Annotated in this window: 22 protein-coding genes and 1 other annotated feature; of the genes, 9 read left to right on the forward strand and 13 right to left on the reverse strand. The window is 57.3% G+C overall.

Annotation, left to right across the window (positions count from 1 at the left end; all coding sequences use genetic code 11):
* Positions 1-41: 41 nt before the first annotated feature.
* Complete coding sequence (locus LBO03_06215; protein MDR3349179.1) at positions 42-2,201, forward strand: ATP-dependent RecD-like DNA helicase; 2,160 nt, start codon at positions 42-44, stop codon at positions 2,199-2,201.
* Positions 2,195-2,899: a double zinc ribbon domain-containing protein gene (locus tag LBO03_06220; GenBank protein ID MDR3349180.1), complete on the forward strand. Its 705-nt coding sequence runs from the start codon at positions 2,195-2,197 to the stop codon at positions 2,897-2,899. The genes LBO03_06215 and LBO03_06220 overlap by 7 nt, the downstream gene beginning before the upstream one ends.
* 30 nt (positions 2,900-2,929) lie before the next feature.
* On the opposite strand, the gene LBO03_06225 is transcribed toward LBO03_06220, so the two are convergent.
* A complete protein-coding gene (locus LBO03_06225) occupies positions 2,930-3,529 on the reverse strand; it encodes an HD domain-containing protein (GenBank protein ID MDR3349181.1) in 600 nt (199 codons plus the stop codon).
* A gap of 386 nt (positions 3,530-3,915) precedes the next feature.
* On the opposite strand from LBO03_06225, the gene LBO03_06230 reads away from it, so the two are divergent.
* From LBO03_06230 to csrA, 6 genes are all read left to right on the forward strand, one after another.
* Positions 3,916-4,212, forward strand: coding sequence for a flagellar biosynthesis anti-sigma factor FlgM (locus LBO03_06230; protein MDR3349182.1), 297 nt, complete (start codon positions 3,916-3,918; stop codon positions 4,210-4,212).
* Positions 4,212-4,718: a flagellar protein FlgN gene (locus LBO03_06235; protein ID MDR3349183.1), complete on the forward strand. Its 507-nt coding sequence runs from the start codon at positions 4,212-4,214 to the stop codon at positions 4,716-4,718. Before LBO03_06230 ends, LBO03_06235 begins: the two co-directional genes overlap by 1 nt.
* 12 nt (positions 4,719-4,730) lie before the next feature.
* Positions 4,731-7,121, forward strand: a complete 2,391-nt coding sequence (gene flgK, locus LBO03_06240) for a flagellar hook-associated protein FlgK (GenBank protein ID MDR3349184.1) — start codon at positions 4,731-4,733, stop codon at positions 7,119-7,121.
* 162 nt (positions 7,122-7,283) lie between these two features.
* Positions 7,284-8,207: a flagellar hook-associated protein FlgL gene (gene flgL / locus LBO03_06245; GenBank protein ID MDR3349185.1), complete on the forward strand. Its 924-nt coding sequence runs from the start codon at positions 7,284-7,286 to the stop codon at positions 8,205-8,207.
* A gap of 138 nt (positions 8,208-8,345) precedes the next feature.
* Positions 8,346-8,870: a flagellar assembly protein FliW gene (locus LBO03_06250; GenBank protein MDR3349186.1), complete on the forward strand. Its 525-nt coding sequence runs from the start codon at positions 8,346-8,348 to the stop codon at positions 8,868-8,870.
* A complete protein-coding gene (csrA, locus tag LBO03_06255) occupies positions 8,842-9,060 on the forward strand; it encodes a carbon storage regulator CsrA (GenBank protein ID MDR3349187.1) in 219 nt (72 codons plus the stop codon). Before LBO03_06250 ends, csrA begins: the two co-directional genes overlap by 29 nt.
* Before the next feature lie 86 nt (positions 9,061-9,146).
* Here the strand turns inward: csrA and typA are convergent, their stop codons facing one another.
* The 5 genes from typA to LBO03_06280 form a co-directional block, all read right to left on the reverse strand.
* On the reverse strand, positions 9,147-10,949 hold the full coding sequence (typA, locus tag LBO03_06260; protein ID MDR3349188.1) for a translational GTPase TypA: 1,803 nt from the start codon (positions 10,947-10,949) through the stop codon (positions 9,147-9,149).
* Positions 10,950-11,099: 150 nt separating this feature from the next.
* Positions 11,100-12,005 carry a UDP-N-acetylmuramate dehydrogenase gene (gene murB, locus LBO03_06265; protein ID MDR3349189.1) on the reverse strand — a complete coding sequence of 302 codons (906 nt, stop codon included), beginning with the start codon at positions 12,003-12,005 and terminating at the stop codon, positions 11,100-11,102.
* Positions 11,998-12,348 carry a YlbF family regulator gene (locus tag LBO03_06270; GenBank protein ID MDR3349190.1) on the reverse strand — a complete coding sequence of 117 codons (351 nt, stop codon included), beginning with the start codon at positions 12,346-12,348 and terminating at the stop codon, positions 11,998-12,000. Before LBO03_06270 ends, murB begins: the two co-directional genes overlap by 8 nt.
* 15 nt (positions 12,349-12,363) lie before the next feature.
* A complete protein-coding gene (locus tag LBO03_06275; protein MDR3349191.1) occupies positions 12,364-13,233 on the reverse strand; it encodes a TIM barrel protein in 870 nt (289 codons plus the stop codon).
* Positions 13,230-13,688: a tRNA (cytidine(34)-2'-O)-methyltransferase gene (locus tag LBO03_06280; GenBank protein MDR3349192.1), complete on the reverse strand. Its 459-nt coding sequence runs from the start codon at positions 13,686-13,688 to the stop codon at positions 13,230-13,232. The genes LBO03_06275 and LBO03_06280 overlap by 4 nt, the downstream gene beginning before the upstream one ends.
* Before the next feature lie 303 nt (positions 13,689-13,991).
* On the opposite strand from LBO03_06280, the gene LBO03_06285 reads away from it, so the two are divergent.
* On the forward strand, positions 13,992-14,522 hold the full coding sequence (locus tag LBO03_06285) for a hypothetical protein (GenBank protein MDR3349193.1): 531 nt from the start codon (positions 13,992-13,994) through the stop codon (positions 14,520-14,522).
* Positions 14,523-14,651: 129 nt separating this feature from the next.
* On the opposite strand, the gene ligA is transcribed toward LBO03_06285, so the two are convergent.
* The 7 genes from ligA to LBO03_06320 all read right to left on the reverse strand — a co-directional run bounded on the left by ligA (position 14,652) and on the right by LBO03_06320 (position 25,534).
* The gene (gene ligA, locus LBO03_06290) at positions 14,652-16,637 is read right to left on the reverse strand and encodes an NAD-dependent DNA ligase LigA (GenBank protein ID MDR3349194.1); all 1,986 of its coding nucleotides are present in this window, start codon (positions 16,635-16,637) and stop codon (positions 14,652-14,654) included.
* Positions 16,634-18,829, reverse strand: a complete 2,196-nt coding sequence (locus LBO03_06295) for a UvrD-helicase domain-containing protein (protein MDR3349195.1) — start codon at positions 18,827-18,829, stop codon at positions 16,634-16,636. The genes ligA and LBO03_06295 overlap by 4 nt, the downstream gene beginning before the upstream one ends.
* A gap of 223 nt (positions 18,830-19,052) precedes the next feature.
* Complete coding sequence (locus LBO03_06300; protein ID MDR3349196.1) at positions 19,053-19,658, reverse strand: response regulator transcription factor; 606 nt, start codon at positions 19,656-19,658, stop codon at positions 19,053-19,055.
* Between the two features lie 20 nt (positions 19,659-19,678).
* Positions 19,679-21,145, reverse strand: a complete 1,467-nt coding sequence (locus LBO03_06305; protein ID MDR3349197.1) for a glucose-6-phosphate isomerase — start codon at positions 21,143-21,145, stop codon at positions 19,679-19,681.
* A 15-nt stretch (positions 21,146-21,160) separates the two neighbouring features.
* Positions 21,161-22,039, reverse strand: a complete 879-nt coding sequence (galU, locus tag LBO03_06310; GenBank protein ID MDR3349198.1) for a UTP--glucose-1-phosphate uridylyltransferase GalU — start codon at positions 22,037-22,039, stop codon at positions 21,161-21,163.
* A 39-nt stretch (positions 22,040-22,078) separates the two neighbouring features.
* Positions 22,079-23,449, reverse strand: coding sequence for a phosphomannomutase (locus tag LBO03_06315; GenBank protein ID MDR3349199.1), 1,371 nt, complete (start codon positions 23,447-23,449; stop codon positions 22,079-22,081).
* A gap of 618 nt (positions 23,450-24,067) precedes the next feature.
* Positions 24,068-25,534: a tryptophanase gene (locus LBO03_06320; protein ID MDR3349200.1), complete on the reverse strand. Its 1,467-nt coding sequence runs from the start codon at positions 25,532-25,534 to the stop codon at positions 24,068-24,070.
* Positions 25,535-25,640: 106 nt separating this feature from the next.
* Positions 25,641-25,863 (reverse strand) — a binding site (T-box leader).
* Positions 25,864-26,125 lie beyond the last annotated feature (262 nt).

Here is a 26,125-nt window from a genome sequence, read left to right on the forward strand (position 1 = left end):
ATATATTCGGCGGCGCGCCGCCGGGACGGGGGACAACGCCAATGTGCGAGCGGCTTGAGGGCGTTGTGGACGCAATCATCTTTCAAAGCGGCGACAGCAATTTTTGCGTGTTTAAAATTACCGGCGCCAGAAGCGGCGGCATTGCCGTCGTCATGCGCGGCATGCCGCCGCTTCTGGGGGAGGAAATATCCCTTGAGGGGCAATGGGTGGAACACGCCCGGTTCGGCCGCCAATTTCAGGCCGTTTCCTTTAAAAGCGCCGCCGGGCTGTCTGTCCGGGGGATGGAAAGATTTTTGGGCTCGGGCGCCATAAAGGGGGTAGGGCGGACCATGGCCGCGCGCATAGTGGCGTGTTTCGGCCCGGATACTTTGCGCGTCCTGAGCGAGGAACCGTCCCGGCTGACCGCGGTGAGCGGGATCGGGACAAAAAAAGCGGAAGCGATCGGGGCCTCTTACGGCGAATTGGCAGAAATAAGGGGCCTCATGCTTTTTCTGGAAGAAAATGGGATCAGCGCCAACTATGCGCCCAAGCTGCAAAAAGTATACGGCGGCGCGGCCATTGAGCTGCTTAAAAGCAACCCTTACCGGCTGGCTCATGAAGTTGAGGGCATAGGTTTTAAAATCGCCGACCGGATAGCGGTTTCGCTGGGCATTGCCTATAATGACCGGCGCAGGATAAGCGGCGGTATCGAATTTGCCTTGCGCCAGGTCGCCCAAGCCGGCCATGTCTGCGTGCCGGAGGAGATGCTGCGGGAAAGGGCGGCCGCGCTTTTGGCCTTGGATGGGGCGGACGTAGAGGAGACGCTTAAGGATTTATTGAAAAACGGCGCCCTGCGCACGGAAAATTTCGGCGGCGAGTTCCTCGTCTATCCCGAATACCTCTACAGGGCGGAGGTAGAAACGGCGCAGCGTCTGTTATATTTAAAAAGCCGCGCCCGTTCCGTGCGGCTGCCGGACGCCGACTCCGTCATAAGAGAATGGGAGGGGCAATCCGGCATAAAATTGGCCAAAGTGCAGAGGGAAGCGATCGACAATGTGCTCCGGCACGGCGTGCTGGTATTGACCGGCGGCCCTGGCACCGGCAAGACGACCATCATCAGGGGGATCATTGCCGTTTTGGAAGCGGCCGGCTGCCGGATACAGCTGGCCGCGCCGACCGGGCGGGCGGCGCGGCGGCTGGCCGCTTCCGCCGGGCGGCCGGCGCTTACCGTGCACAAGCTGCTTGAATACGCGCCGCACGAGGGCCCGTTTGCCTTCGGGCGCAACGAAAGCGCCCCCTTGGACGCCGACGCGCTCATTGTCGACGAATCTTCCATGCTGGACATAGCCCTGGCCGCCTTTTTGCTGAAAGCCACGCCGCCCGGCTGCCGGCTGATTTTTGCCGGCGACGTCGACCAACTGCCGGCGGTAGGGCCCGGCAGCGTGCTCAAAGACATCATCAGGTCCCAAAAAGTGCCGGTCTTGAGGTTAAATGAAGTGTTCCGGCAGGGAAGGGAAAGCCGGATCGTGCTGAACGCCCATCTGATCAACCGGGGACGCATGCCGGACTTTACCGCCCCGGAGGAATTTTCCCTGGCCGAATGCGCGGACGAGGACGCGGTAGCGGCCAAGATCGTCGAAGAGTATGTCAAACTGGCCGAAGCGCACGGCGGGCAAAACATACAAGTTTTGTCGCCGATGCACAAGCAGGCCTGCGGCGTGGAGAACCTCAACCGCCTGCTGCAGGAGACCCTCAACCCGCCCGGCGGCGAGCGGCGCGAGATAGCCACGCCGCGCCAGGCGCTGCGCGAAGGCGACAAAATAATGCAAATGCGCAACAATTACGACAAAGAAGTATTCAACGGCGACATCGGCTGGGTGGAAAGCATCGAGGGGCGGACGCTTACGGCGCGTTTCCCCGATATAGGCGGGGGGCTGGCCGTCCGCTACGAACAGGGCGAACTTGACGAGTTGCAATTGGCCTACGCCATGAGCGTACACAAATCGCAGGGCGGGGAATACCCGATCGTCATTCTGGCGCTTTCCCGCGCGCATTATCTTTTTTTGCAGCGGAACCTCCTTTATACAGCCGTAACCAGGGCGCGACGGCAGGTACTGATCGCCGGGCAGAAAAAGTCTTTGCAGACGGCGGTGCTCAACGACCGTATGCGGCGGCGGTATTCGCTTTTGACGGAAAGATTGCGGGAGACGCCTTTATGTTGAAAAAACTCGCCACGGCGCTGGCGGACTTCTTTTATCCGCCGGTTTGCGCCGTCTGCGGCGAAACGGCCGAAGCAAGCGGCCGCTTGTGCGGCCGCTGCCGCGCACGGGCGGCCCACCCCCGCGCCTACGCGGCGCGCGAGGCCGGCCTTGCGCACATAGACGGCGTATTGGCGCTGGCGCGTTACCGGGGCGGGCTGCAAACGCTGCTGCATAAGGTCAAATTCTCCGGGCAAAAGGAACTGCTGCCACTTTTGGCCGGGGAATTTGAATTTTTATGGGAAGGGCCGGGAAGGGCCGGCCTGGAAAGATTGCTGGGAAATTACAGCGGCGGCATCGCCGCAATCCCTGTCCCGACGGACGGGCAGAGGCTAATTGCGCGCGGCTATGATTTGCCCAAAGTCATTTTTCAGGCCTGGAGCCGCCGCCAAAACTACGCCTGGCGGGAATGCCTGAAAAGATGCGCGGCCAAACGGCCGCAATACGAGCTTACCGGCCTTGAGCGCCGCAACAACATGGCCGGCGCGGTAGCGGCGGAATATGTGCCGGAAGAGGGCGCCCTGCTGATTGTCGACGACATATTGACCACCGGGGCGACGCTTTGCGAGTGCGCGCGCGCCCTCAGGTCGGCGGGCGGCGCGAAGAAAATCATCGTAGGGCTGGCCGTGGCCAGCGATGCACAAAACCCCGCGCCAAACTGACGCGGGGCCGATTTCAGGCGCCTTGCGGCGTCAATGCCCCAAGGCGCCGGCCAGCGCCTTGACCACCTCCGGGTCAAAAGCCGTGCCGGACTGTTCGAAAACTTCCCGCATGGCCGCCTTGACGGTTTTCGGCCAGTTGCCGGAGCAGGGATTGACCGTGTCGTAGTAATCGGCCACGCCGATGATCCGCGCGCTTAACGGTATGTTAGAGCCTTTCAGCCGTCTGGGAAAACCTTTGCCGTCCCATCTTTCGTGATGCGAACGAATGAAAACGCAGATGTTGTCTTTGAACCCCGGTTCGTTTTCCAGCATGTTCATGCCCATGTCGCAATGCCTCTTGTAAAGGCTTACCTCGCGCTTGTAAACGCAGGGCAGCCTCCTCAAAAGCTCGTTGGGCAGGGCGAGCTTTCCGATGTCGTGCAGCAGGGCGGCCGCTTTCAGCACGCTTATTTCTTCCTCGGGCAGGCCCATTTTGGCGCCTATGCTGACGGCGTAATTGGCGACCTGTATGCTGTGATTATAAACGGTCTTGTTTTTGACGCGCAAACGGTTAAGCCAAGTGAAGGCAATGGCGTTTACAGGACCTTCTTCTTCCAGGGCCAAGGTGGTTTGATCAATAAAGTCAGACAAGAAAATCGTCCTTTCCGGCAAAAACGCGCCGGCACCGCCGGGAAAGTCCAGTTGTCGTCGGGCCGCGCCGCGTTTAAACGCTTATGATTGGATTTGCAATTGTATCCTAACGGCGGCCGGAATTTATAACGGCCGCGAAAAGTCGAAAATTTTTAACTTGACAAAACGATTTTTTTGTAGGCCCCAACCGCAGGCGTGAAAGAAGATATACAGGCGGCATTTGAAGTTTAGCAGATTTCAACGAAACATTCAAATAGGAAAAAAGGCCTATTTTTTGCCGCACGGCAAAAAAATATGATAAAACATTTAATTTATGGCGGCTTTTACACGATATTATGAGTAAGAAGTTTATTTTTACATGCCGAATAAAATAAGAGGTGGCAATTATGAACATAAAATCTACCGACTTACTGCATGGTTTGTCAGCTTATAAAAGCCAGGCGCTCCAGCAAAAGCGCGCTGGCGCCGAAAACAAAAAGAACGCCAACATGCAGCCGGACGAGGTGATACTTTCCGGCCGCAACACGGAGATTGGCCCGGACATGAAGCAAATCCGCGATACTATAGATTTGCGCCAGGAATTGGTGGAGCAAATAAAAACGCGCATGCGCGACGGCAGCTATTACGTTGAGGCGGGAGAGATTGCCGACAAGATCATTGAAGCGTCAAAGGTCGAACCTTGATGGATGCGGCGTGGGAAGAGGTGATTGGCCTCTTGGACGCCATGTCCGGACATTATCTCGAGATGATCGGGCTGGCCGAGGAAAAGCGCGCCGCGCTGATTAACGTCCAGGCCAATAAAATCAGCGGCATCATCGCGCGGGAAGAGGCGCTCATCAGGCAAATAGGCGCGCTCGAAAAAAAAAGGGTTGGCCTTGTCGGGCAGATTGCGGCCGAAAGCGGCTGGACCGACCAAAAGATCAAGCTCTTGCATCTGGTGGAAAGGGCGCCGGAAAAATTCGCGGAACGCATGAAGCAGACCGGCCATAAATTGGCCGACATTGTCATGCGTATCGCCATGTTGAACGGAATCAACAACAATCTTCTGAAACAGGCCATGCATATTGTCGATTACAATATCAACATTCTGTCGCGGGCGCAGGCGGCGCCCGTTTATGAAGCCGGCGGCGGGCAATCGCGCGACGGCAAGGGCGACCTTAGGCTTGGCGTCCTCGACAGGAAGGCATAAAGGAGAATCGCCATGTTATCAGCTTTTTTGGGGCTTAATACTTCCAAACTGGGGCTCATGTCGCATCAGAGCGCCCTCTATACGACCGGGCACAATATTGCCAACGCGGATACCGTGGGCTATTCGCGCCAGATGGTTACCAAGGCCACCATGCCGTCCGTCGACGTTAACGGCGCGCTCGGCAGCTATTGGGTCGGGACCGGGGTAGACATTCAGTCCGTAAACCGCGCGCGCGATTTTTTGGTTGACCGCCAGTTCTGGAAACAGACGGCGACCAACGCTTATTTTTCCAATCTCAATTATGTGCAGTCGAAAATGGAAACTATTTTCACCGAACCCTCGGACACTAATTTCCAGGCCGGGCTCGACAAATTTTGGACGTCGGTGCAAAACGTGGCGGCTAACCCCGGCGACATGGGCACCAGGACCACCATGCTGCAATCGGCGGTGGACTTGGTCGACAAGATACAGACGGCGGCCAAGCAGTTGGGCGATCAGGTCGTGGAAATAAATGACAACATCAGAAAGAGCGTTGACAGGATAAATCAGATAAACGTGGAAATACTTTCGCTCAACAAGCAAATCGCCCTGTCGGAGGTCAACGGCGCCAAGGCCAACGACCTGCGCGACAAGCGCGACCTCTTGGTCGACGAGCTGTCGCAGTACGCCCGGGTCAACGTAACCGAGGACAAGCGGGGCAATTATACGGTCGTGCTCGACGGGCAGGTAGTGGCTGACGCCATGTCCGCTACCAAGCTGGAAGTATATGAAAACAAAAATACCGAAATATACCGGCACTACGGTTATCAGACCCTCAACGTCAGGGTGGTGACCATCCCGCCGGTGCCGCTTAAATTTACGGACGGCTCGGTCGCCGGCCTGCTGGAAGCAAGGGACTCGGACCGGCAGGGCGTATTGTCAAAACTCAACATGCTTGACGGCATTTCCAAAGCGTTGCTTTGCGATTTTAACCAAATACACAAAGAAGGTTTGGGGCTTGACAATTCTACCGGCCTTAATTTCTTCGGCGAACAGGACTGGGTGGATCCGCTGACCGGTACGCGAAGCGCGCTGCAATACGCCGCCATAGGGTCCACGCTTTCCGTTGATCCGGCCACCGGCCTTAGCATTGCGCCGGGGACCAATCCCATAACCGGGCTGCCCATCTCCTCCGATGCCGGCTTTGACCCGGCCGCAAGCGGCGCGAACAACACCGAGCGCAACTGGATACGCCATCTGAAAGTAAACGATATATTCTTCGACCCGACCAGCGGCCTTGAAAAAATCGCGGCCAAGACTTTGGCCGGCAACCTTGAGGTAACGCTGTCCACCTCCAACCGGGTCAGCACCATTGCGCCGACCGTTCCGGGAACCGTTCCGCCTCCGGCCAAGGCCATTTTCGTCGGCGAGTCGCAGATCGTCTTTAAAGGGCCGGCCGAGCAGCGCATTCAGATAAGGGTAAATAGCGTAAACGCGGACGGGTTCATCGACAACGCCGATTACACGATGGACGCAGGCGCGACTTGGCTGGCCGCCGACTGCACGAGCGATACCGGCCGCTCCGTGCTCAAACTGCAGGGCATAGCGCCTTTTGAGTACAACATTCAAGTCGCCGTTGATCCCCGGACGGACGAAAACACCCTCGCCGCCGGCGACACTTATGACTTGGTTCTTTATCCTTCGACCGGCGGCGCCGCCCAACTCGTCAATACCGCCTACACGCGCTTTGAGAGCCGCAACCAGTATACTTTCACCATCGCCGATGCCGCCGTCGATCCGACCGGACGGGTCACCGCCATAAAGCTTTCCCTGGACGGCAAAAATGAATACGCCACTTATACCGTAGGGCCGATCCAGCCTGCGGCCGACGGCAAGGGCAACGTGTTTACCATCTCCGGCGTTCTGCCCGACGGCAACGCCTTTACCTTCGAGCTGGAGATCAAGGACGATATTGGCAATGTGGGAAATGCCGACATCGCCAAAGCGGACAAATATGTCTTTAAAATGCCGCCGAGCGAGGCAGCCAGCGACAATGCCGTGCGGCTGTCGCAGTTTTTGAAATACGGCGCCGACGACGCGGCCGTAACCGTCCATTCCATGTACATGGGCGACGCCACCTACAAGCCCGCCCTCTCCGCCCGCTCGATCGACGAAGAATACAACGACGGGCTGGGCGCGCTGGGCGTACAGACCCAAACAAGCTACAGCATGTGGATGAACCAGACTACCTTGGTGGAGCAGATAACCACCGTGCGCGCCAACTACAAAGACGTGAGCCTTGACGAGGAAATGACCAATATGATCATGTTCCAAAAGGGCTACAACTCCAACGCGCGTATGCTGACCGCCATGGACGAGATGCTTGACCGGCTGATCAACGGCACCGGCCGGGTTGGGCTATAATGCGGCTCGCAGGCTCGGGGCGTCTTTGCGTCTGTTTTGCCGCACCGTTTTGCGCAGAATCTTCGCCGCCCCCCGGTCCGCCTGCGTTTTGCGCCGCGCAAGCTTTGTCCATGTTTGGGCCGGGGAACAGTACGCACAGTATAAGGAGGTAATTTTCAGGTTATGCAGCGAATCAGCACAAGCAACATGAGTTTTCAATATCTGACCGATCTGAACCGGGCGCTGGTGAGGGAGAACAAATTGCAGGAACAGATGGCCAGCGGCAAGACGCTTAACCGCGCTTCCGACGACCCTATCCGCATATCGCGCAGTTTGCGTTTTCACAGCGCGCTGGCACAAAACGACAAATATGTCAGCAACTACGGCGACGCCGAAACTTGGATGAAAAACAGCGACGATGCGCTCCAGACCATGGGCTCGGTGCTTATCCGGGTGAAGGAACTGGTCGTGCAGGCCGCCAACGACACAAACACGGAGGACGAGCGCAAATCGATCGGCACGGAGATCAATAAATTGGTGGACACCCTGGTGGACGCGGCCAACTCCAAAGTGGGCGACCGCTATCTTTTCGGCGGGCAGTCTGACCGGAGCCAGCCCTACACCCGCAATCCCGACGGCACGGTGTCTTTTGCCGGCGACAACCATTTCATATCCATGCGCTTGCAGGCGGGCGGAGTCAGCCCGGTGCAGGATTCGATAAACGTAACCTGCGCGGAGGCTTTTGGCGCCGACTGCGAAATGTTCAATAAAATAAATGAAATAGCGCAGGCGCTGACGAGCAACGAAACGCCTGACGGTCGGCCTATGGGCCAGTGGCTTTCTTACGTGGCCTTGGCTGACGTGGATACAAACCATGAGCGCCTCCTCCAGGCGGACGCGTCCTTGGGCGCGCGCATGAATTCCTATGAGATGCTCGGCAACATGCTGCTCGATCGCGACACCAACATCAACATCGACATAAGCAACAACGAGGATACGGACTACGCCAAAGCTATAAGCGAATACCAACTCTGGGACAATGTCTACAACGCCGCCTTGAAAACCGGGGCGATGGTGCTGCCCATGTCTTTGGTTGAGTTTTTGTAACAAGGGCCCGGCGCCGGTCGTCTTTGCTTGATATGGGGCGCGCCCGCGTGGGCGCGCGTTTTTGTGGCGGTATCTTTGGCGCCGGCGGGCCGGCGGCCGCAAAAAATAAAAACTCTGACACATGGGGGATTTGCGCAAATGATGGTAAATACTATGCGTTTTGGCGCGATAGAAGTGGACGAACGGCAGATTTTTGAATTTTCCAAAGGCCTGCCCGGTTTTCACGCTGAGCGCCGCTTTGCTTTTCTGCCGCATGACGCGGGCGAGAACGAAAAACCCAATTTCGCCTATCTGCAGTCGCTTTCAACGCCGGAACTGACCTTTCTCTTGGCGGATCCTTTCGCCTTTTTCCCTGATTATGAATTTACCGTAGACGACGCCACCGAAGAAAGTCTCGGCTCCTCGGCCGCCAACCTGCCGATGGTTTGGTCCATCGCCATGATCCCGGACAAAGTGGAGAACATGACGATAAACTTGGTGGCGCCGGTGCTTTTCAATTTAGAAAATCACAAAGCCACGCAGCTTATCCTTGACAACAACAAATACAGCACCAGGCACAGAATATTTTCCGACGACATCCGCGAAAGGATGACGGATGCGCCAAAAGAGCAAAAAAGCGGGGAGGTGTCGCAAGATGCTGGTACTGAGCCGCAAAATAAGTGAAAGCATTGTCATAGGCGACAATATTATCGTGCGCGTGGCCGACATACGGGGAGATACCGTGCGCATCGCCATAGAAGCCCCTCGCTCCATAAAAATTTACCGCGGCGAAGTATACGATGCGATCAGCGAAGCAAACAAGGCCTCCATGGGGCTGCCGCAGAATGATTTCGATTTGCCGGCGCCGAAGTAGTTTTCAACGAAAAACCAAGCCAGCCGGGCGCATCGATTAGCGATGCGCCCGGCTGTCCTATTGCCGGAACCGTCCGGCATTATGGGCTATTTGCCGCGCAGTCGCGCCCTTTGCACCCGGCTGAGTATTTTCTTCCTTATCCTGATGCTCTTGGGCGTAACCTCGACCGTTTCATCGTCGTTTATGTATTCAAGCGCCTGCTCAAGGGAATGTACGCGGGGAGGGATCAAGCGGACGGCTTCGTCGGAACTGGAGGAGCGCATGTTGGTAACATGCTTTTTCTTGCAGGGATTGACGTCCATATCCAATTCGCGGCTGTTCTCGCCGACTACCATGCCCTCGTACACCATTTCGCCCGGGGACACGAACATCACGCCCCGATCCTGCAAGCCGTATATGCCGTATCCGGTGGTTTCGCCTTCCTCGAAAGCTACCAGCGCGCCGTGCGTGCGCCCCGGAATGTCGCCTTTATAGGGCGCGTAGCCGTTAAAGACATTGTGCATGACGCCGTTGCCTTTGGTGTTGGTAAGCAGTTCGTTGCGAAAGCCGATCAACCCGCGCGCCGGCGCCAGAAATTCCAGGCGCAGGCAGGCGGCGATTTCGTGCATGTTGACCAGTTCGGCGCGCCTTAGGCCGAGCGTTTCCATGACCGTGCCCATAAATTCCCGCGGCGCGTCAACCGTCAATTTTTCAATCGGCTCGTAAAGTTCGCCGTTTATTGTTTTATAAATTACCTTGGGTTTGCCGACCTGCAACTCAAACCCCTCGCGGCGCATGGTCTCTATCAGTATGGAAAGGTGCAGCTCGCCGCGCCCTGAAACGGCAAAGGAATCTGTGCTGTCGGTTTCTTCGACCCTCATGCTGACATTGGTTTCAACCTCGCGAAACAGCCGGTCGCGCAAATGCCGGCTGGTAACGTAGGTTCCCTCCCTGCCGGCGAACGGGCCGTTATTGACGCTGAAAACCATGGAAAGGGTAGGCTCGTCTATCTTTATCCCCGGAAGCGACTCCGGCGCGTCCGGGTCGGCAATGGTGTCGCCGATGCTGACGTCGGACAACCCGACGAGCGCGACAATTTCGCCGCTGGCCGCCTGGGGGATTTCCATCCTTTTCAGGCCCTGATATTCGTACAGGCGCCCGATTTTGCCCTTTCTTTCCCCTGTTTCGTTGATAATGCTGACCTGCTGGCCGTTTTTGATTACGCCCCGCACTATGCGCCCTATGACTATGCGGCCGACATAATCGTCGTAATCGAGCGTGTTGGCCAGCATCTGCAAAGGCGCGCCATCGTCGCCCTCCGGCGCCGGTATGCTGTCGGCTATGGTTTGAAAGAGCGCCGATATGTCGCGCCCTTCTTCTTCCATGGAAAGTTTGGCCACGCCGTTTTTCGCCGAAGCGTACACCACCGGAAAGTCAAGCTGGGCGTCGTTCGCTTCCAAATCAATGAACAGATCTATCACCTCGTCCAGCACTTCTTCTGCCCGCGCGTCCGGCCGGTCGATTTTGTTGATGACGACGATCGGCTTTAAATTGCGTTCCAGGGCGTTGCGCAGCACATACCTCGTCTGCGGCATGGGGCCTTCAAAAGCGTCCACCAATAGCAGCACGCCGTCCACCATGTTGAGCACCCGCTCCACCTCGCCGCCGAAGTCGGCGTGCCCGGGCGTGTCCAATATATTTATCTTGATGTCGCCGTATTGCACGGCGGTGTTTTTCGATAAAATGGTTATGCCCCGCTCCCTTTCCAGATCGTTGGAGTCCATGACGCAGTCCGCCACCTGCTCATTGGCGCGGAAAACCCCGCTTTGTTTGAGCAAAGCGTCCACCAGCGTAGTTTTGCCGTGATCGACATGCGCTATGATAGCGATATTGCGCAATTTTTTTTTCATTGATAATTTCCTCCCAGGCTTCGGCTATAATACTGTTTGCCGACTAAAATCACGGCGTTTTTGCAAAATGGGCGGCGTCCCCTCAAATGGCGGCAAGCCCAACGGTTTGAATCGTGGCCGGAAAATCCAAAGCTGCGGGAAAACAGGGCGCTACTCGCCGATTATCCTGATTTCCGGCTCCAGCGGCACGCCGAAGGTTTTATAGACCCTTGCGGCTACTTGCTCCATCAGCCGCAAAATGTCGGCGGCGCTGGCGCCCGCCGCGTTCACGATGAACCCGGCGTGTTTTTCCGATACCCGCGCGCCGCCTACCGCCAAGCCGCATAGCCCCGCCTGCTCAATCAGTTTGCCGGCGAAATTGTCCGGCGGCCGCTTGAAGGCGCTGCCCGCGCTCGGCATCTCCAGCGGCTGCGCCGCTTGCCGCTTTCGCAGAAATTCTTCCATCTTAGCTTTTATTTGTTCGCTTTCGCCCGCCGCCAGCCGCAAACGCGCGCCGGTTATTATTTCGCCGCCGGACAGGAAGGCGCTTGCCCGGTAGCCGAAAGCAAGTTCGGCCGCCGGCCGGGCGGACCGTTTGCCGGCAAGATCCAGCGAGTCAACTTCGACGATAAAATCTTTTATTTCCCCGCCGTAAGCGCCGGCGTTCATGCAAACGCCGCCGCCCACGCTGCCCGGTATGCCGTAAAGAAATTCCAGGCCGGCCAGCCCGGACGCCGCCGCCTTTTGCGCGGCGGCGGAAAGCGGCAGGCCGGCCTGGCAGTACATGCCGTTTTCCAGGATCAGGACTTTTGTGGGCCCGCCGCCAATTTTAAGCGTAACCCCCCGTATGCCGCGGTCTTTTACCAAAACGTTCGTGCAGCTGCCAAGCACGGTCAACGGCAGATCGTAATTTTGGGCCAAGGCGGCGACTGCGGCGATTTCCTCCTCGTCGCCGGGCATGGCCAAAACGTCGGCCGGGCCGCCCGCCCGGAAAGAGCAATGTTTGGACATGGGCTCGTCTGTCGCGTATTTCACGCCGGTTTTTTTCAGCGCGGTCAAAAATCCTTCCTCAATCACTTTTTTCTTCGCCCAGTACCGGTTTTACCGCATCGCCCAAAATTTTGTAAATATCGTCAAGCAAAAGCTGAAAGCGCATAAGCGCTTGCAGATAATCGCGCCCTTTCTGGTTTTGGACGACAAGTTCGTAGAGCTTCTGCAGCTGTTCCTGTTTGCCGGCGGCGGCCTCCTTGCCGCTTAGCGTTTCTAATTGCAGCTGCGCTTGTTTGGCGAGAAAGTCTTTCACCATTTTTTGCGCGTCGCCGTCCGCGCCCAAGACACTCTTCGCCGCCAAAAGCTTGCTGTATTCTTGGCCCTCTTTCAGCGCCCGGGCAAGTTGGTTGGCCAAATCATAAGCGTTCATCGCAATCCCTCCATTTTATTCAGGCAACCTTTCCATATAGTAGTTTTTCATAGTTTGCGCGTCAATGTCCTGCGTCCCCGCCGATTCGCAGATGACCAGCGGCGCAAGGCCGTAATCCAGTACGGCTTCAATAAACGGCTCAAAGGGCGGTCCGTAAGGGTCGGAGAAGCTCCAATGCTTCTTTTCTCCCGAGCCGGTAAATTCAATGCAACTGAAATGCACATGCAAGTTTCGCAGCGCCGCCGGCCCCAAATTTTCCCCGATATAGTCAAAAGCCGCCAAATATTCGCTTTTGGCTATATAACCGCCGCCCGTTATCGCATGCAGATGCCCGAAATCCACCGCCGGCAGCAACATCTCCGGCCACAGGCGGCAAAGTTCGACCGTTTCCGCCAACGAGCCAATCTGCCCTTTTTTGCCCATTGTTTCCGGCAGCAAAGTCGTCTTGTCCATGCCGCGCCGGGACAACTCTTCAAGCGCTGCCCCAAGATTTTTTTTGACCTGGCCGAAAGCGCGCGTACGTTCGGCCTTGCCTTGCCCGCCGGCATGGAAAACCACCCGGCCCGCTTTCATCAAGGCGGCGGCATTTATGGAAGACATAAGATAATGGAGATTTTTTTCCTGCTGCGCTTGGTCAGTTGTCGCCAGATTGATAAAATAAGGCGCGTGCAGACTGAGGACAATGGAGCGCTCCGCCGCTGCCGCGCCGAGCAGGGCGGCGGCATCGTCGCGCAGCCGCATTCCCCGCCCGGCGGAATACTCATAGGCGTCCAGGCCTTTGTCCGCCAGCCAGCGCGGCATGTCGGCGGATGCGCTGAGCCGGTCGGCGTAAAACGCCGCCGGGCTGCCGGCCGTGCCAAACAAAGCTTTTTCGGCTGTTTTCATGACAGATCCCCATAACCCGTCTGGCGCAAAGCCTCATAGACCACCACCGCCACGGAATTGGCCAGGTTGAGCGAACGGGCGGGATCCTTCATGGGGATGCGCACGCAACGGCCGGGGTGTTCTTGCAGCAGCTCCGCCGATAGGCCGGCGGTTTCCCGCCCGAACACTAACAGATCGTCCGCGCGGTAGACGGCGTCCGAATGTCTCTTTGCCGCCTTTGTGGTCAGGAGGTGAAAATTGCTCTCCGGATATTCTTTCAGCACTTCGTAAACCGAATCATGGTAACGAATGTTGACAAGATGCCAATAGTCAAGGCCGGCGCGCTTTAAATGACGGTCTTCGGTGGAAAACCCGAGCGGGCGCACGAGATGCAAGATAGAACCGCTGGCCGCGCAAAGGCGGGCGATATTGCCGGTATTGCCGGGTATTTCTGGCTGGACAAGGACTACGCGCATGTTTTTCCCTCTGGATGGCCATAGGTTGCTTTTGTTAATTATAACATATCAAACCTGCGGCGGGAACATAAAGCGCCTTGAGCAAATGGCGCCCGCCGGCGCTTGCTTGCCGCGCCCGGATTTTTCTGTTATTGTTCACAAACAGTTCACTTGACGGCCTTTTTTTGGTCAAAATTTTGTTTTATATTATAAGCACGGCGGCAAAGACATGGCCGATCCCGTAAGGGCAAGCCTTTTTAACGGCTGGCAGCCGGGAATTTGGCCGGTTTTCTGAACGCCAGAAAATTTTAAGGGGTGAAAGAAATGAAAAAAGTATTTACAGGTATTGCCGCAGTATTACTAATGACTTGTTTCAGCGCCGCCGGATGGGCTTATCCCGGGCGGGAAGGCCGGCAAGTCCGGGAGTTTGATCCCGGGCGCAAGGCGGGATGGGTCGAGTTTGTGGCCGAAAAAAACAAACTGCGCGCCGACTTTCTAAACGGCGAAGTCGCCGCCGGCCGCCTGTCGCGGCAAGCGGCGGACGCCCATATCACGCTGATGGACGAACGTTTGGCGCAAATTAAGGACGGCGGGCAGAGGCGCCGCGCCGAAAGCGCGGCGGAGAGAGAAGCCGCCCGCAAAGCCAGGCGCGATTATTTCGATAAAGTGCGCGCGCTGGAAATCGCATCAATCCAAAAAGCGGTTGCCGCCGGCCGGATAGAAAAAGAGAAGGGCGAGAGGATGATTGAACGCCTGGAAAATGACGGCGGCTATAGATACGGCGGCTGCCGCCGCGGCGGCGAGGAAGGATGCGGCGGTTATGGCCGCGGCGGCGGCAAAGGTTATTATCGGTAATTTGCGGATGAATCGCCGGCGGCGCGGCCGCCGGCGATGAACCGGTTTTGTTTCAGGGCCCGCCCCTTTGCCGGCGTTAAAACGGCGGCAAAGGGGCGGGCCGGTTTCACCGGCAACGGCAGGATACGCTCAATATTTGCCCAGCAAGGCCAAAAATTCTTCCTCGCGCAAAACCCTGACGCCTAAGGAACGCGCTTTTTCCAATTTCCCGCCGGCATCTTTGCCTGCCACCACATAGCCAGTTTTCTTGCTTACGGCGGACGCCGTTTTGCCGCCGGCGGCCTCGACCATGCCTGCCGCCTCGTCGCGGGTGAAGCGTTCCAGCGCGCCGGTAAAGACGAAAATCTCGCCCTTTAAAGGACCGTCCGCCGCAAGGGGCGGACGGTTCGCAAACGCAAGGCCGGCCGCCCGCAGGCGCTCGATCAATTCGGCGTTGGCGGGAACGCCGTACCAGGAAACGATGCTTTCGGCAATTTTGCCGCCGATGTCCGGCAGGGATGTTATTTCTTCTTCCTTGGCGGCGAAAAGGCGATCAAGCGTGGCGAATTGGCCGGCCAATGCTTTGGCCGCCTTTTCCCCCACATGGCGTATCCCCAGGGCGAAAAGCAGCCGCGCGAGGCCGCGCCCTTTGCTGGCGGCGATTGCCGCGACAAGGTTTTCCGCCGATTTGTCGCCCTGGCGCTCCAACTGGCTGATGTCCTCCCGTTTGAGCGCGTAAAGATCCGCCGCGTCCTTGAGCAGCCCCGCCTCCGTCAAGGCGCCGATCAGCTTAGGGCCCGCCCCTTCTATGTCCATGGCCGGGCGCGAAACAAAATGGACGATTTTTTCGCGCCCGAGCGCCGGACAGCGCGGATTGGAACAATAAAACGCCACTTCGCCTTCCCGTCGCTCTATGCGCGCCGCACATTCAGGGCAGGCGCCGGGCGGGGAATAGGGAAGCGCCCCGGGCGGGCGCTTGTCCGGCAGCACCCGCACTACTTCGGGGATAATGTCGCCGGCCTTGTGTATGATTACCGCGTCGCCCTCGCGTATGTCTTTTTGCGCCACATAGTCGAAATTATGCAAAGTGGCGCGGCTGACCGTGCTGCCGGACAGCTTGACCGGTTCGAGTTCGGCGGCCGGGGTCACGACGCCGGTGCGTCCTACCCGCAAAATTATTTTTTTCAGCCGGGTCTGCGCCTCTTCCGCCGGAAATTTATAGGCGATCGCCCAGCGCGGGTCTTTGCCGGTCGCGCCCAAGCGCTCCTGCTGCGCCGCGTCGTTTACTTTGATCACTACGCCGTCTATGGCAAAGGGCAGTTCTTGCCGCTTAACGGCGTACTCTTGAATGAGCGGCGCGACTTCTTTTATATCTTTTATCACTTTATAACCCGCGCTCACCAAAAATCCCAGGCGCGCCAACATGCCGAGCGTTTCCGAATGATACGCCCGCGCGCCGGTCCCGGCCGCGTAGGCGAAAAAACTCAACTCCCGCCTGGCCGTTACCGCCGGGTCAAGTTGCCGCAAAGAGCCGGCCGCCGCGTTGCGCGGGTTGGCGAACCCGTTTTCGCCGGCGTCTTCCTTTTCTTGATTCAGCCGGGCGAAAGCGTCGCGCGACATATAAACCTCGCCGCGCACGTCAAGAAGCGCCGGAGCGGTTTCTTTCTCTTCCAGCAGCTTCAGCGGTATTGACCGCACGGTACGGATGTTGGCCGTTACATTCTCGCCGGCAAAACCGTCGCCGCGAGTCGCCGCGCGCGTCAGAACGCCGTTTTCATAAATCAGGCTGCACGCCAGGCCGTCAATTTTCGGCTCGACCACATATTCAACCGGCTCGCCGCCTAAAACGCCGCGCACCCGCGCATCGAACGCCGCAAGATCCTCAAGGGAGAAAGCGTTGGCAAGGCTCAGCAGCGGCGCAATATGCTGCGCCGCGCCAAAACCGGGCGCGACCGCGCCGCCTACCCTTTGCGTCGGGGAATCGGCCGTTTTAAGTTCGGGATGTGCCGTTTCCAATTCCCGCAGCCGCCGTAGGAGCGCGTCGTATTCGGCGTCAGATATTTCCGGGCGGTCCAGCACATAGTAATTGTACTCCTGTCGGCGGATTTGCGCCCGCAAAGCGTCTATTTCTCTCATGTTGGACTCCGGCCGCCAAAATAAAGTTTAGTCAGCGGCGCGTACTTCGTATTGAGCCTTTTTATTCCCTGCCCGGGGAAAGCGGCCGCCACTTCCTGAAAACCGTCGCGCTCAATGGAAGAGACGACTGTTCCCAGGCCGAAGCGAGGGTGGCTCACCTTGTCTCCCGCCGCGAACACGGCGCCGCCCGCCGCCCGCGGCGGCGCGGGCGGCGGCAAACTGTTGCAAGGGGCGGCTCTTTGCGCCGGCGCAGGGGGCAAAAAGGCCTTTGCCCCTTCGCAAACGTCCAAAAGCTGTTTCGGGATTTCCAGCAAAAAACGCGAAGGCCGGTAACTTACTGTCCGTCCGTAAATTGAGCGCGAATCCGTGCCGGAAACAAAAAGGAGCCGCCGCGCCCGGGTAATGCCGACATAGCAAAGCCGCCGTTCCTCCTCGATCGCGCTTTCATTGCGCAAAGAGCGTTCATGGGGAAAGATGCCTTCCTCCATGCCGGGCATGAACACCACCGGATATTCCAGCCCCTTGGCCGAATGCAGCGTCATCAGCGTAACCGCGTCCTCGTTGTTTTTGGCCTCGTCAATGTCCGACACCAGCGCGATATGCTGCAAAAAAGTTTCCAAGGAAGCGTCTTCTTCTTTGGCGAAATCCCGGGCCACGGTCAACATCTCCCGCAGGTTGTCCAACCGCCCTTGCGCCTGTACGCTGTTTTCGGCTTTAAGTTCCGCGGCGAAACCGGTATCGTCCATAATCCGCTCCAAAAGGTCAGCCAAAGGCCAGGCGCCCATTCCGGAGCGCAATCCGTCCAAAAGGCCGCGCAGTTCGCGGATCTTGCCGGCAAGCCGCCCCGTAAGCCCCGCCGCTTCCGGCTCAAGCAGAGCGTCGTACAAAATGCAGCCGCGCTTGCCGGCAAAGGCTCGCAATTTGGCGACGGTAGCCGCGCCGATCCCGCGCCCCGGCACATTGATGATCCGCAAAAGGCTCACTTCGTCGCCGGGATTGAAGATCACCCGCAAATAGGCGATCATGTTTTTTATCTCCATGCGCTCGTAGAATTTAAGGCCGCCTACGATTACGTAAGGGACGCCGCCGCTTATCAGCATTTCCTCAAAAACGCGCGACTGAGTGTTGGTACGGTAAAGCACCGCCATAGAACCGTATTTGTCGCCGCCGCGCCGCAAAGCCATCATTTTCTCCACCACAAACCGCGCTTCGGCGCGCTCGTTGGCGGCGCGGCAATAAACAAGCGCCGCGCCCGCCTCATTGAGCGTCCAAAGCGATTTGGGCTTTCTTTGCGCGTTGTTTTTGATCACCGCGTTGGCGGCATCCAATATATTGCGGGTAGAACGGTAATTGCACTCTAATTTAATCGTCTGCGCTTCCGGGTAGTCCGTCTCAAAGTCGAGAATGTTTCTTATGTCCGCGCCCCGCCAGGCGTAAATGCTCTGGTCGATGTCCCCGACGACGAAAAGGTTGCGCGTTTTGTCGCAAAGCATGCGCGTTATCAGATATTGCGGCCTGTTGGTGTCCTGATACTCATCGACAAGCACATAGAGAAACTTGTCCTGCCAGCGCTCCCGGACTTCGGCATCCTTGCTCAAAAGGCGCACGGTCAAAAGCTGCAGGTCGTCAAAGTCCAGCGCGTTGCTCTCTTTTAACTTGCGCTCGTACATTTCGTAAAGGCCGGCGATTTTGCCTTCATAAAAACCGCCGGCGTTTTGGCTGAATTCCGCCGCGCCGCGCAGCGCGGCTTTAGCGGTGGATATTGCCTCCAGCACGCTGCCGGGCTTGAAACGCTTATCGTCCAGATTCAGCTCCTTGAGGCAGCTTTTCAGTACGTTCAGCGAGTCCGCCGTGTCATATATGACAAAATTGCGGTTGTATCCCGCGAGCGCGGATATTTCCGTGCGCAAAAAGCGCGCGCAGAAAGAATGGAAAGTATAAAGCCAGATGTCTTTGGCGGCGGCGCCGACCAGCCTCTCTACCCGCTCTTTCATCTCCCGCGCCGCTTTGTTGGTGAAAGTAATCGCCAGCACCCGCCAAGGGCGCACCCCGCCCGCCAAAAGGCAGGCTATGCGCGACGTAAGGACGCGCGTCTTGCCCGAGCCGGCGCCGGCCAGCACAAGAAGCGGCCCGTTAGTGTGCCTGGCGGCCCTTTCCTGTTCGGCGTTAAGGCCCTTTAATATTTCTTCCAATGACAAAAACGCCCCCCTTGGCAAAACAAGCCGCCATCGGCGGCGGCCGCTTGTCGGCGCTTTTTTGCGCGCCTTCGGCTAAAAATCTTGCCGGCATGCCCTGCATGAAAATATTCGGCGCAGCGGCGCCAGCCGCTTGCCGGAAGCGCCCTTGGGCCGAGGCGGGGCGCCACGCGGCTTGGCCGGTCGCGGCAAGGACGCTATCTTGCCCTCCGGCGCCGCTTCACAGCGAAACCATTTTGTTTTTCAAAGCATATAGCACGGCCTGCGTACGGTCATGAACTTTGAGTTTTTTGAATATGTTGGTCAAGTGGTTCTTGACGGTTTTTTCGCTTAAATAAAGTTTTCCGGCAATGTCCCGGTTGTTCATGCCGCAGCCGATCAATTGCAATATTTCCATCTCCCGCGCGGTCAGCCGGATCTCTTTTGCCCCGCCTGCGCCGGGCGGCGAAGGTTTGGCGCCCTTTGCCCAATCCGCGCCGTCGCCTTTTATTTCGCGGAGGGCGCCGGCCAACGAAGCGGCCGGAATATTCCCGCGCAGGCAGCCGGCAGCTTCTATGCGGGAAAGATCCGCTTCGGGGGCGTTTTTTTCGCCTGCGATAAAAATTACTTTGCAATGGCCGCGCAAACGGCGATTCAGCTCAAATCCGCCCATTTTCGGCAGCCCGCTGTCAAGCAGCACGATGTCGGGCTTCAGTTCTTTGGCCAATTTTGCCGCAATTTCCCCGTCTTCCGCTTCCCCGGCCACATGCATGTCCTTTTCCGCCCGCAAAATGCTTTTGATTCCTTCGCGGACAAACGTACAACCGTCAGCTATGAGGATTTTCATGTTGCATTTGTCTCCAAAAGCTATTTTTGCAAAGCGGCCATTTTTACCTTCAGTATTTTTTTGTATGCCTCCACGCCCGGCTGGTCGAAAGCGTCCACATTGGCCAATTCTCCCTCGTAGGCGATCGAGAGCGCCAAGAGGTACATGAGGGCACCCAGATAGTAAAGATTCAGCCGGGGCAGGACAAACACGGCGCAGAAACGCCCGTTGCCGGCCAAAGCCTCCGCGTTCGCCTCCAGCGCGGCATTCATCGCCTTGCTGAAAGTAACGCCGGAAATTTTGCCAAGCGCGCTTTCCTGCGGAAAATAGTTGGGGATTGCGGGATCGTTGTCCCAGGCGGCAACTTTGACGAACTGCACGACTTTGTTAAGTTTCCCTTCCTGATGTTGCTGGGTCTGGGCGTGCATGTCGGTCGTGCCGACCGCGGCGATGGGGGTGCGCCCGTAATGCGCCGGCAGTCCGTCCCGGGTACGCCCTTTGCCAAGCGACTCGGCCAAAAGCTGGATGTACCATTCCGCCAGCGATTTCAGGCTGTCGGCGTAGGGCATGAATACTTCCATGTCGCGGCCGAATTTTTCCGCCGCCAGAAACTTCAGCGCGGCGTTTAAAAGCGCCATGTTTTCATAAGGGTCGTCAGACTGGCAAGCTTTGTCCATGTCCCTGGCCCCGGCGAGGAAGTTTTTGAAATCAAGCCCAACCGCCGCAGCGGTAACCAAGCCGACGTCGCTGAATACGCTGAAGCGCCCGCCCACGCCGTCCGGCACGCAAAACAGCCGCCAGCCGTTCTCGCGCGCCAGTTTGTGCAGCAAAGTTTCCCCCGCGCCTTCCGCCGGGTCGGTAACCGCCGTTACTTCAACCTCCAAAACATCTTTTTGTTTGTCAAGTTCCGCCAGCGCGTACATGAAACAAGCCATGGTCTCCAAGGTCGCGCCGGACTTTGAAATGACGATAAGCGAAATTTTGTAAAGCCGGCGGGCGCCGTTTTCTTTCAGCGCCCGCGCTTGCGCCGCGATCTCCCGCAAAAGCGCGTCCGTGCGCGCCCCGTCGACATTGTTGCCGCTGAAATAAAACTGCGGCCAGCCGCTGCGGCTATCCCGCCCTTTTTGATTCCAAAATTCGCCGCAACCTACGTCGAAAAGCACTTTGTTGCCTAAAAAAGAACCGCCTATCCCGAAAGATATTACGGCGTCCACGCGGTTTCTTAAACCGGCGCCGAAAGCCGCCAGAGCGTCCATGGATTCCGGCGTGTTTATATGGCCTCTTTCCACATAAGGCAGTTGGCTGAACAAAACCTTTTCCGGCTGCCCGTCTTTGGACAGATGGCCCTTTACCTCGCCGCTTTTGCGCATGTGGGCAACGGCGGACGCAGCGGCTTTGATCTTGTCCGATATTTCTGCCAACATGGCGCCGCTTACCATGTTGTCGCCATATAAGTTGTTATAAACAAAGGAGATCCCGGCGGCATTGGCCAACGTGTCGTCTCGCATAGTCTACGCGCCTTTCTATGTATGATTGCCCTTTACGGCCTTGCTCAAGTATCGCTGGAAATCATCGCGCAGCTGCGGGTCTTTGAGCGCGAAATCCACCGTGGCTTCCAAAAAGCCCTTCTTGCTGCCAATATCATAACGGCGCCCGGAAAAATTGAAGGCGAAAACTTTTTCTTTGCGCGCCAGGGCGGAAAGCGAATCGGTCAACTGTATCTCGCCGCCCGCGCCGGGCTTGGCTTTGGCCAGCAGGGGAAATATCCCCGGCCGGATAATATAGCGTCCCAATATAGCCAGATTGGAGGGGGCTTCTTCCGCCGGCGGTTTTTCCACAAGGCTGGCAACCCGCCAGACAGCGTCTTTGATCCGTTCGGCCGGGTTTACTATGCCGTAATTCGACACTTGGGAGTTGGGTACCGGTTGCACGCCGATCACGCTGCCGCCGTATTCCCCGTAGACATCCAGCAATTGGCTAAGGCATGGCGTTTTTGCGTCCACTATGTCGTCCCCGAGCATCACGGCGAAGGGCTGGCCGCCGATAAACTGGCGGGCGGCGGCCACGGCGTGGCCGAGCCCCAAAGCTTCCTTTTGCCTGATATAGTGTATCGGGATATCGGCAATGTCCCGCACGGCTTGCAGCAGTTCTTCTTTGCCCTGCTTTTCCAGCAAAAGTTCCAGCTCAACCGCCCGGTCGAAATAATCTTCCAGCGCGCGCTTGTTGCGCCCGGTGATTATGAGGATTTCTTCTATCCCCGAAAGCAGGGCTTCCTCTATGATATGCTGGATGGCCGGCTTATCTACTATGGGCAGCATCTCTTTCGGCTGCGACTTGGTTGCCGGCAAGAGGCGCGTGCCCAGGCCCGCCGCCGGGATTATTACTTTGGTGATTTTTTTCATTGCTTTCGCGTTCCGCCGCCCTTCGCAAAATCTAAACCTTCAATCGGGCTCGCCGCCGATGACCGCCAGCAATTCCGCTGTTTTTTCTTCCATGAGCGCCCGGTCGGCGCGCGTTTCCAGGTTCAGCCGCACTACCGGCTCGGTATTGGATATGCGGACATTGAAACGCCATTTGCTGAATTCAAAACTTATGCCGTCCACTTCTTCCGCCTTGCCGAGCCCGGCGTATTTTTCCTTGATGCGGGCAAGCACGCCGGGGCCGTCTTTCACCCGCCTGTTTATTTCTCCGCTGCAAGGGAACTTGGCGATACATTCGCCGACCATTTCGGACAAAGGCTTGCCGGACACGCACATCAATTCGGTTATCAGCAGCCAAGGCAACATGCCGCTGTCGCAATAAGTAAAGTCTTTGAAATAATGGTGCGCCGACATCTCGCCGCCGTAAACGGCGTCCACCTGGCGCATTTTTTCTTTTATGAAGGCGTGCCCGCTTTTACATTCAACCGCTTCTCCGCCCAATCTCTTTACCGTCTCCAACGTGTTCCATATAAGGCGCGGATCGTGGATTATCCTGGCTCCGGGCACCTTGCGCAAAAAAGCCTCCGCCAGTATGCCTACTATATAATAGCCTTCAATAAATTCGCCGTCCGCGTCGAACAAAAAGCAACGATCATAATCGCCGTCCCAGGCCACGCCCAAATCGGCTTTTTCTCTTTTGACGGCGGCGGCTGTCTCCGCACGGTTTCGCGGCAGGATCGGATTGGGCACGCCGTTAGGGAAATTGCCGTCAGGTTGGCTGTAAAGTTTGACAAATTTGAACGGCAGGCGCCTTTCCAACTGTTCAAGCGGCGCGCCCGCGCAGCCGTTGCCCACGTTCGCCACTATCTTCAGCGGCTTTAAAGCGCCGGAATCAACATAGCTCAAAAGATGCCCGATATAGTCCCCCATCACATCCACCTTGGTAACAAGGCCCTTTTCCGGCCCGTCCTGCGCGCCGCGCGTAAAACTGCCCGCCAGCGCGCGGTCGGCGATCTCCATGAGGCCGCTGTCGCTGGAAATCGGGCGCGAGCCTTCCCGCACAAATTTCATGCCGTTGTATTCTTTGGGATTGTGGCTGGCCGTAACCATAACGCCGCCGTCCGCTTTCAGGAAAGTAGTGGCGAAATACACCATCTCCGTGCCGCAAAGCCCTATATCCAAAACAGAACAGCCGGCGTCCGTCAAGCCTTCCGCCAAAGCGTTCTGTATGCTCTCGCCGGAAAGCCGCGCGTCACGCCCTAAAACCACCTTCTTTGCCGTAAGCAGGCCGGCGAAAACCCTGCCGATGCGGTAAGCCATTTCCTCGTTCAATTCGTCCGGTACCTTGCCGCGCAAATCATACGCCTTAAATGCGCTTCTGCATTTTGTCAAATCCATAGCCGTTCCTCCCCGAAAATAAATTGCCGCCGCTATTTAAATATTCAAGCTGAAACCGGGTTGACCTGCCGGCCGCCATGAAAACAAAAAGTTTCAAAAGAAGCGGCGCAAAGCTTCCCGGCGCAGCCCGAAACGGCAAAAAACCCGCCGCTTCCCGCTTCTTTAGGCCGCAGCGGAAAGGCAATGAAGGCCAAAAGCCCGACAATAATCAAAGGGGGCCGCTTCCCGGAAAAATCAGTTTTTGCGGGGGACGAACTAGGTTCATAATGGGAACATTGTACCACACAACAGAACAGTTTATCAACTTTTCCTTTAGGATGGGCCGCATAAAGGGCGGCACAAAACCGCTTTTGCCCCTGAAAACGCCGCTTGCCGCGCAGTAATACTCCGGGCCATTGAAATGCCGATTAAATATGGCGCATTTTATATGGCCGGCCAATTGTTTCCCATAAGCTCACGCTGCCCGCCCGTCCATTGCGCAACGCTGAATTGGCGGGGCAGCGCTATCGGCGCCGCGGCAGACCGTCCGCCGAAGGGAGCGGCTTGCGCCGGCAGGCTGATCCGGCCAACCGCCGCCCGCCTTTAGCCGGACGGCCGTTGGCGGCAGGGGCGTTACAGGCCGGAGGGCATATCGGCGCAAAACTTTGCGGCAAGCCGTTCCTGCCAGTCGCCGATGGGGCGCAGCCGCCCAAAGAAAAACCGCAGCATTTCAGGTTCTTCTTCAAATTCCAATCCGCCGATGCAGGCACGGTTTTTATACAGCCAGGACAGGCGGTCGGCGACAAATTTCATCTGCGAATAGGTAAATACCCGTTTGGGAATGGCCAGGCGCACTAATTCCATGTCGGATACTTTTTCCGTGCCGTCGGGATTTCTTTGCTCGGACAAGGTGCCGCGTTCCATGCCGCGAATGCCGCCGACGATGTAGATAGCTGCGGCCAGGGCGCCGGCCGGGTATTCTTCCTGCCGGATATGGCCAACGAACCTTGAAGCGTCCACATGGCAGCCCAGGCCGCCGAACGGGGTAACGACCGGCACGCCGTTTTCCGTGAGCATTTTGCCCAAAGCCTCGACGAAAATCGGCGTTTGGTTTATCACGTTAAAATCAAGCGTTTCTTTTATCCCCACGGCAATGGCCTCCATTTCGCGCACCGACATGCCGCCGTAGGTAAGAAATCCTTCGTAAAGGGTAACCAGGGGACGCAGTTTTTTATAATACTCGGCATTGGACGTGATTATGCCGCCGCCGCGCGCGCAGCCCAGCTTGCGGGCGGAAAAATAAGATATGTCCATGAGCGAGGCGATTTCCCGCACTATGTCTTTAAGCGGCCGGTTGGCGCAGGACGCTTCCCGGGCCTTGATAAAGTAGAGGTTGTCGGCGAGCAGGCTGGCGTCAAGGATCAGGAGTATCCCCCGCGAACGGCAGAAGGCCGAGACTTCGCGCATGTTCGCCAAAGACACCGGCTGCCCCCCTATAAGGTTGGTGCCGGATTCAATGCGCACGAAGGCGACATTGCCAACCCCGGCTTTTTCCACGGCGGCTTTGAGCAAGTCCAGGTCGAAATTGCCTTTGAAAGGGTCGCCGCTGACAGCGTTGGTCGCGCCGGGGGAGCAGACTTCGACGACTTTTCCGCCCAAGCGGGTTATGTGCGCTTTGGTTGTGGTAAAATGATAGTTCATTATCGTATATTTGCCTTCGGCAACGAAAGCGTTGGCGATAATATTTTCGCAGGCCCGGCCCTGATGCGCCGGCAGGAAATATTTTGTGCCGAATACATCGCTTAACGCGGCAGACAGGCGGAAAAATGTTTCCGACCCGGCGTAGCTGTCGTCAGCCGTAAGCATGGCCGCATACTGCGCGTCGCTCATGGCGTTGACGCCGCTGTCGGTCAGCATGTCCAGAAAAACGTCGCGGTTTTTCAGGAGAAAGGTGTTGTTGCCGGCTTCCTGCACGGCGCGCAGCCGCTCGTTGACCGGCAGAAGGTTGACGCGCTGCACCATGCGGACTTTGTGCATTTCCAGCGGGATGTTTTCGCCGGAAAAAAAGGTTACTTTTTCTTCGCTTTGATCGTTTGGCATTGGTTTTTCCTCCTTATTTCAGTAAATCAGTCTCAAGGAAATCCCCGGGGCGGATGCTTTCCTTCAAAACAAAAAGCCCCCGCGCCCTGAACAAAACAGTCAATGTTCAAGGGACGAAAGCTAAAACTCCCGCGGTACCACCCTTATTACAGCCGAAAAACCCGGCTGTCGCTCGGCGCGCCTTGTAACGGCGGCGATCCGGGCGCCGCTTGGACGCGGCGCCGGCTCAGGAGTGTATTTACACGCGCCTAACGGGCCCTGCTCGCACCTGCCGCAGGGTCTCTGGCAACCGGCATCGGCATCGTCTTTCTCTCCATCAAAGCCTGTATGTTGTTTGTTGAAATTCTATCACGGGCAACCCCGCTTTGTCAACTTTATAACTATTTTGCCAAGGGTTGCTTGGGGAAAAATTTCCTTGCGGCGGACCGCAAAACCTAAAATCATGCCGGGCGCGGCGGCGTCTGCCGCGCTCCCGCCGCCGAAGTTAAATCGCCTTCGCGCAAACGCGATATAAAAACTTTCTCGCGCACGCGGGAAAAGCGCAATCTCCAAAACCGGCAAATTGCAAAAACCACTTGACAAGCGCCGGGC

The organism is Acidaminococcales bacterium, assembly GCA_031290885.1.
GTDB lineage: Bacteria > Bacillota > Negativicutes > Acidaminococcales > JAISLQ01 > JAISLQ01.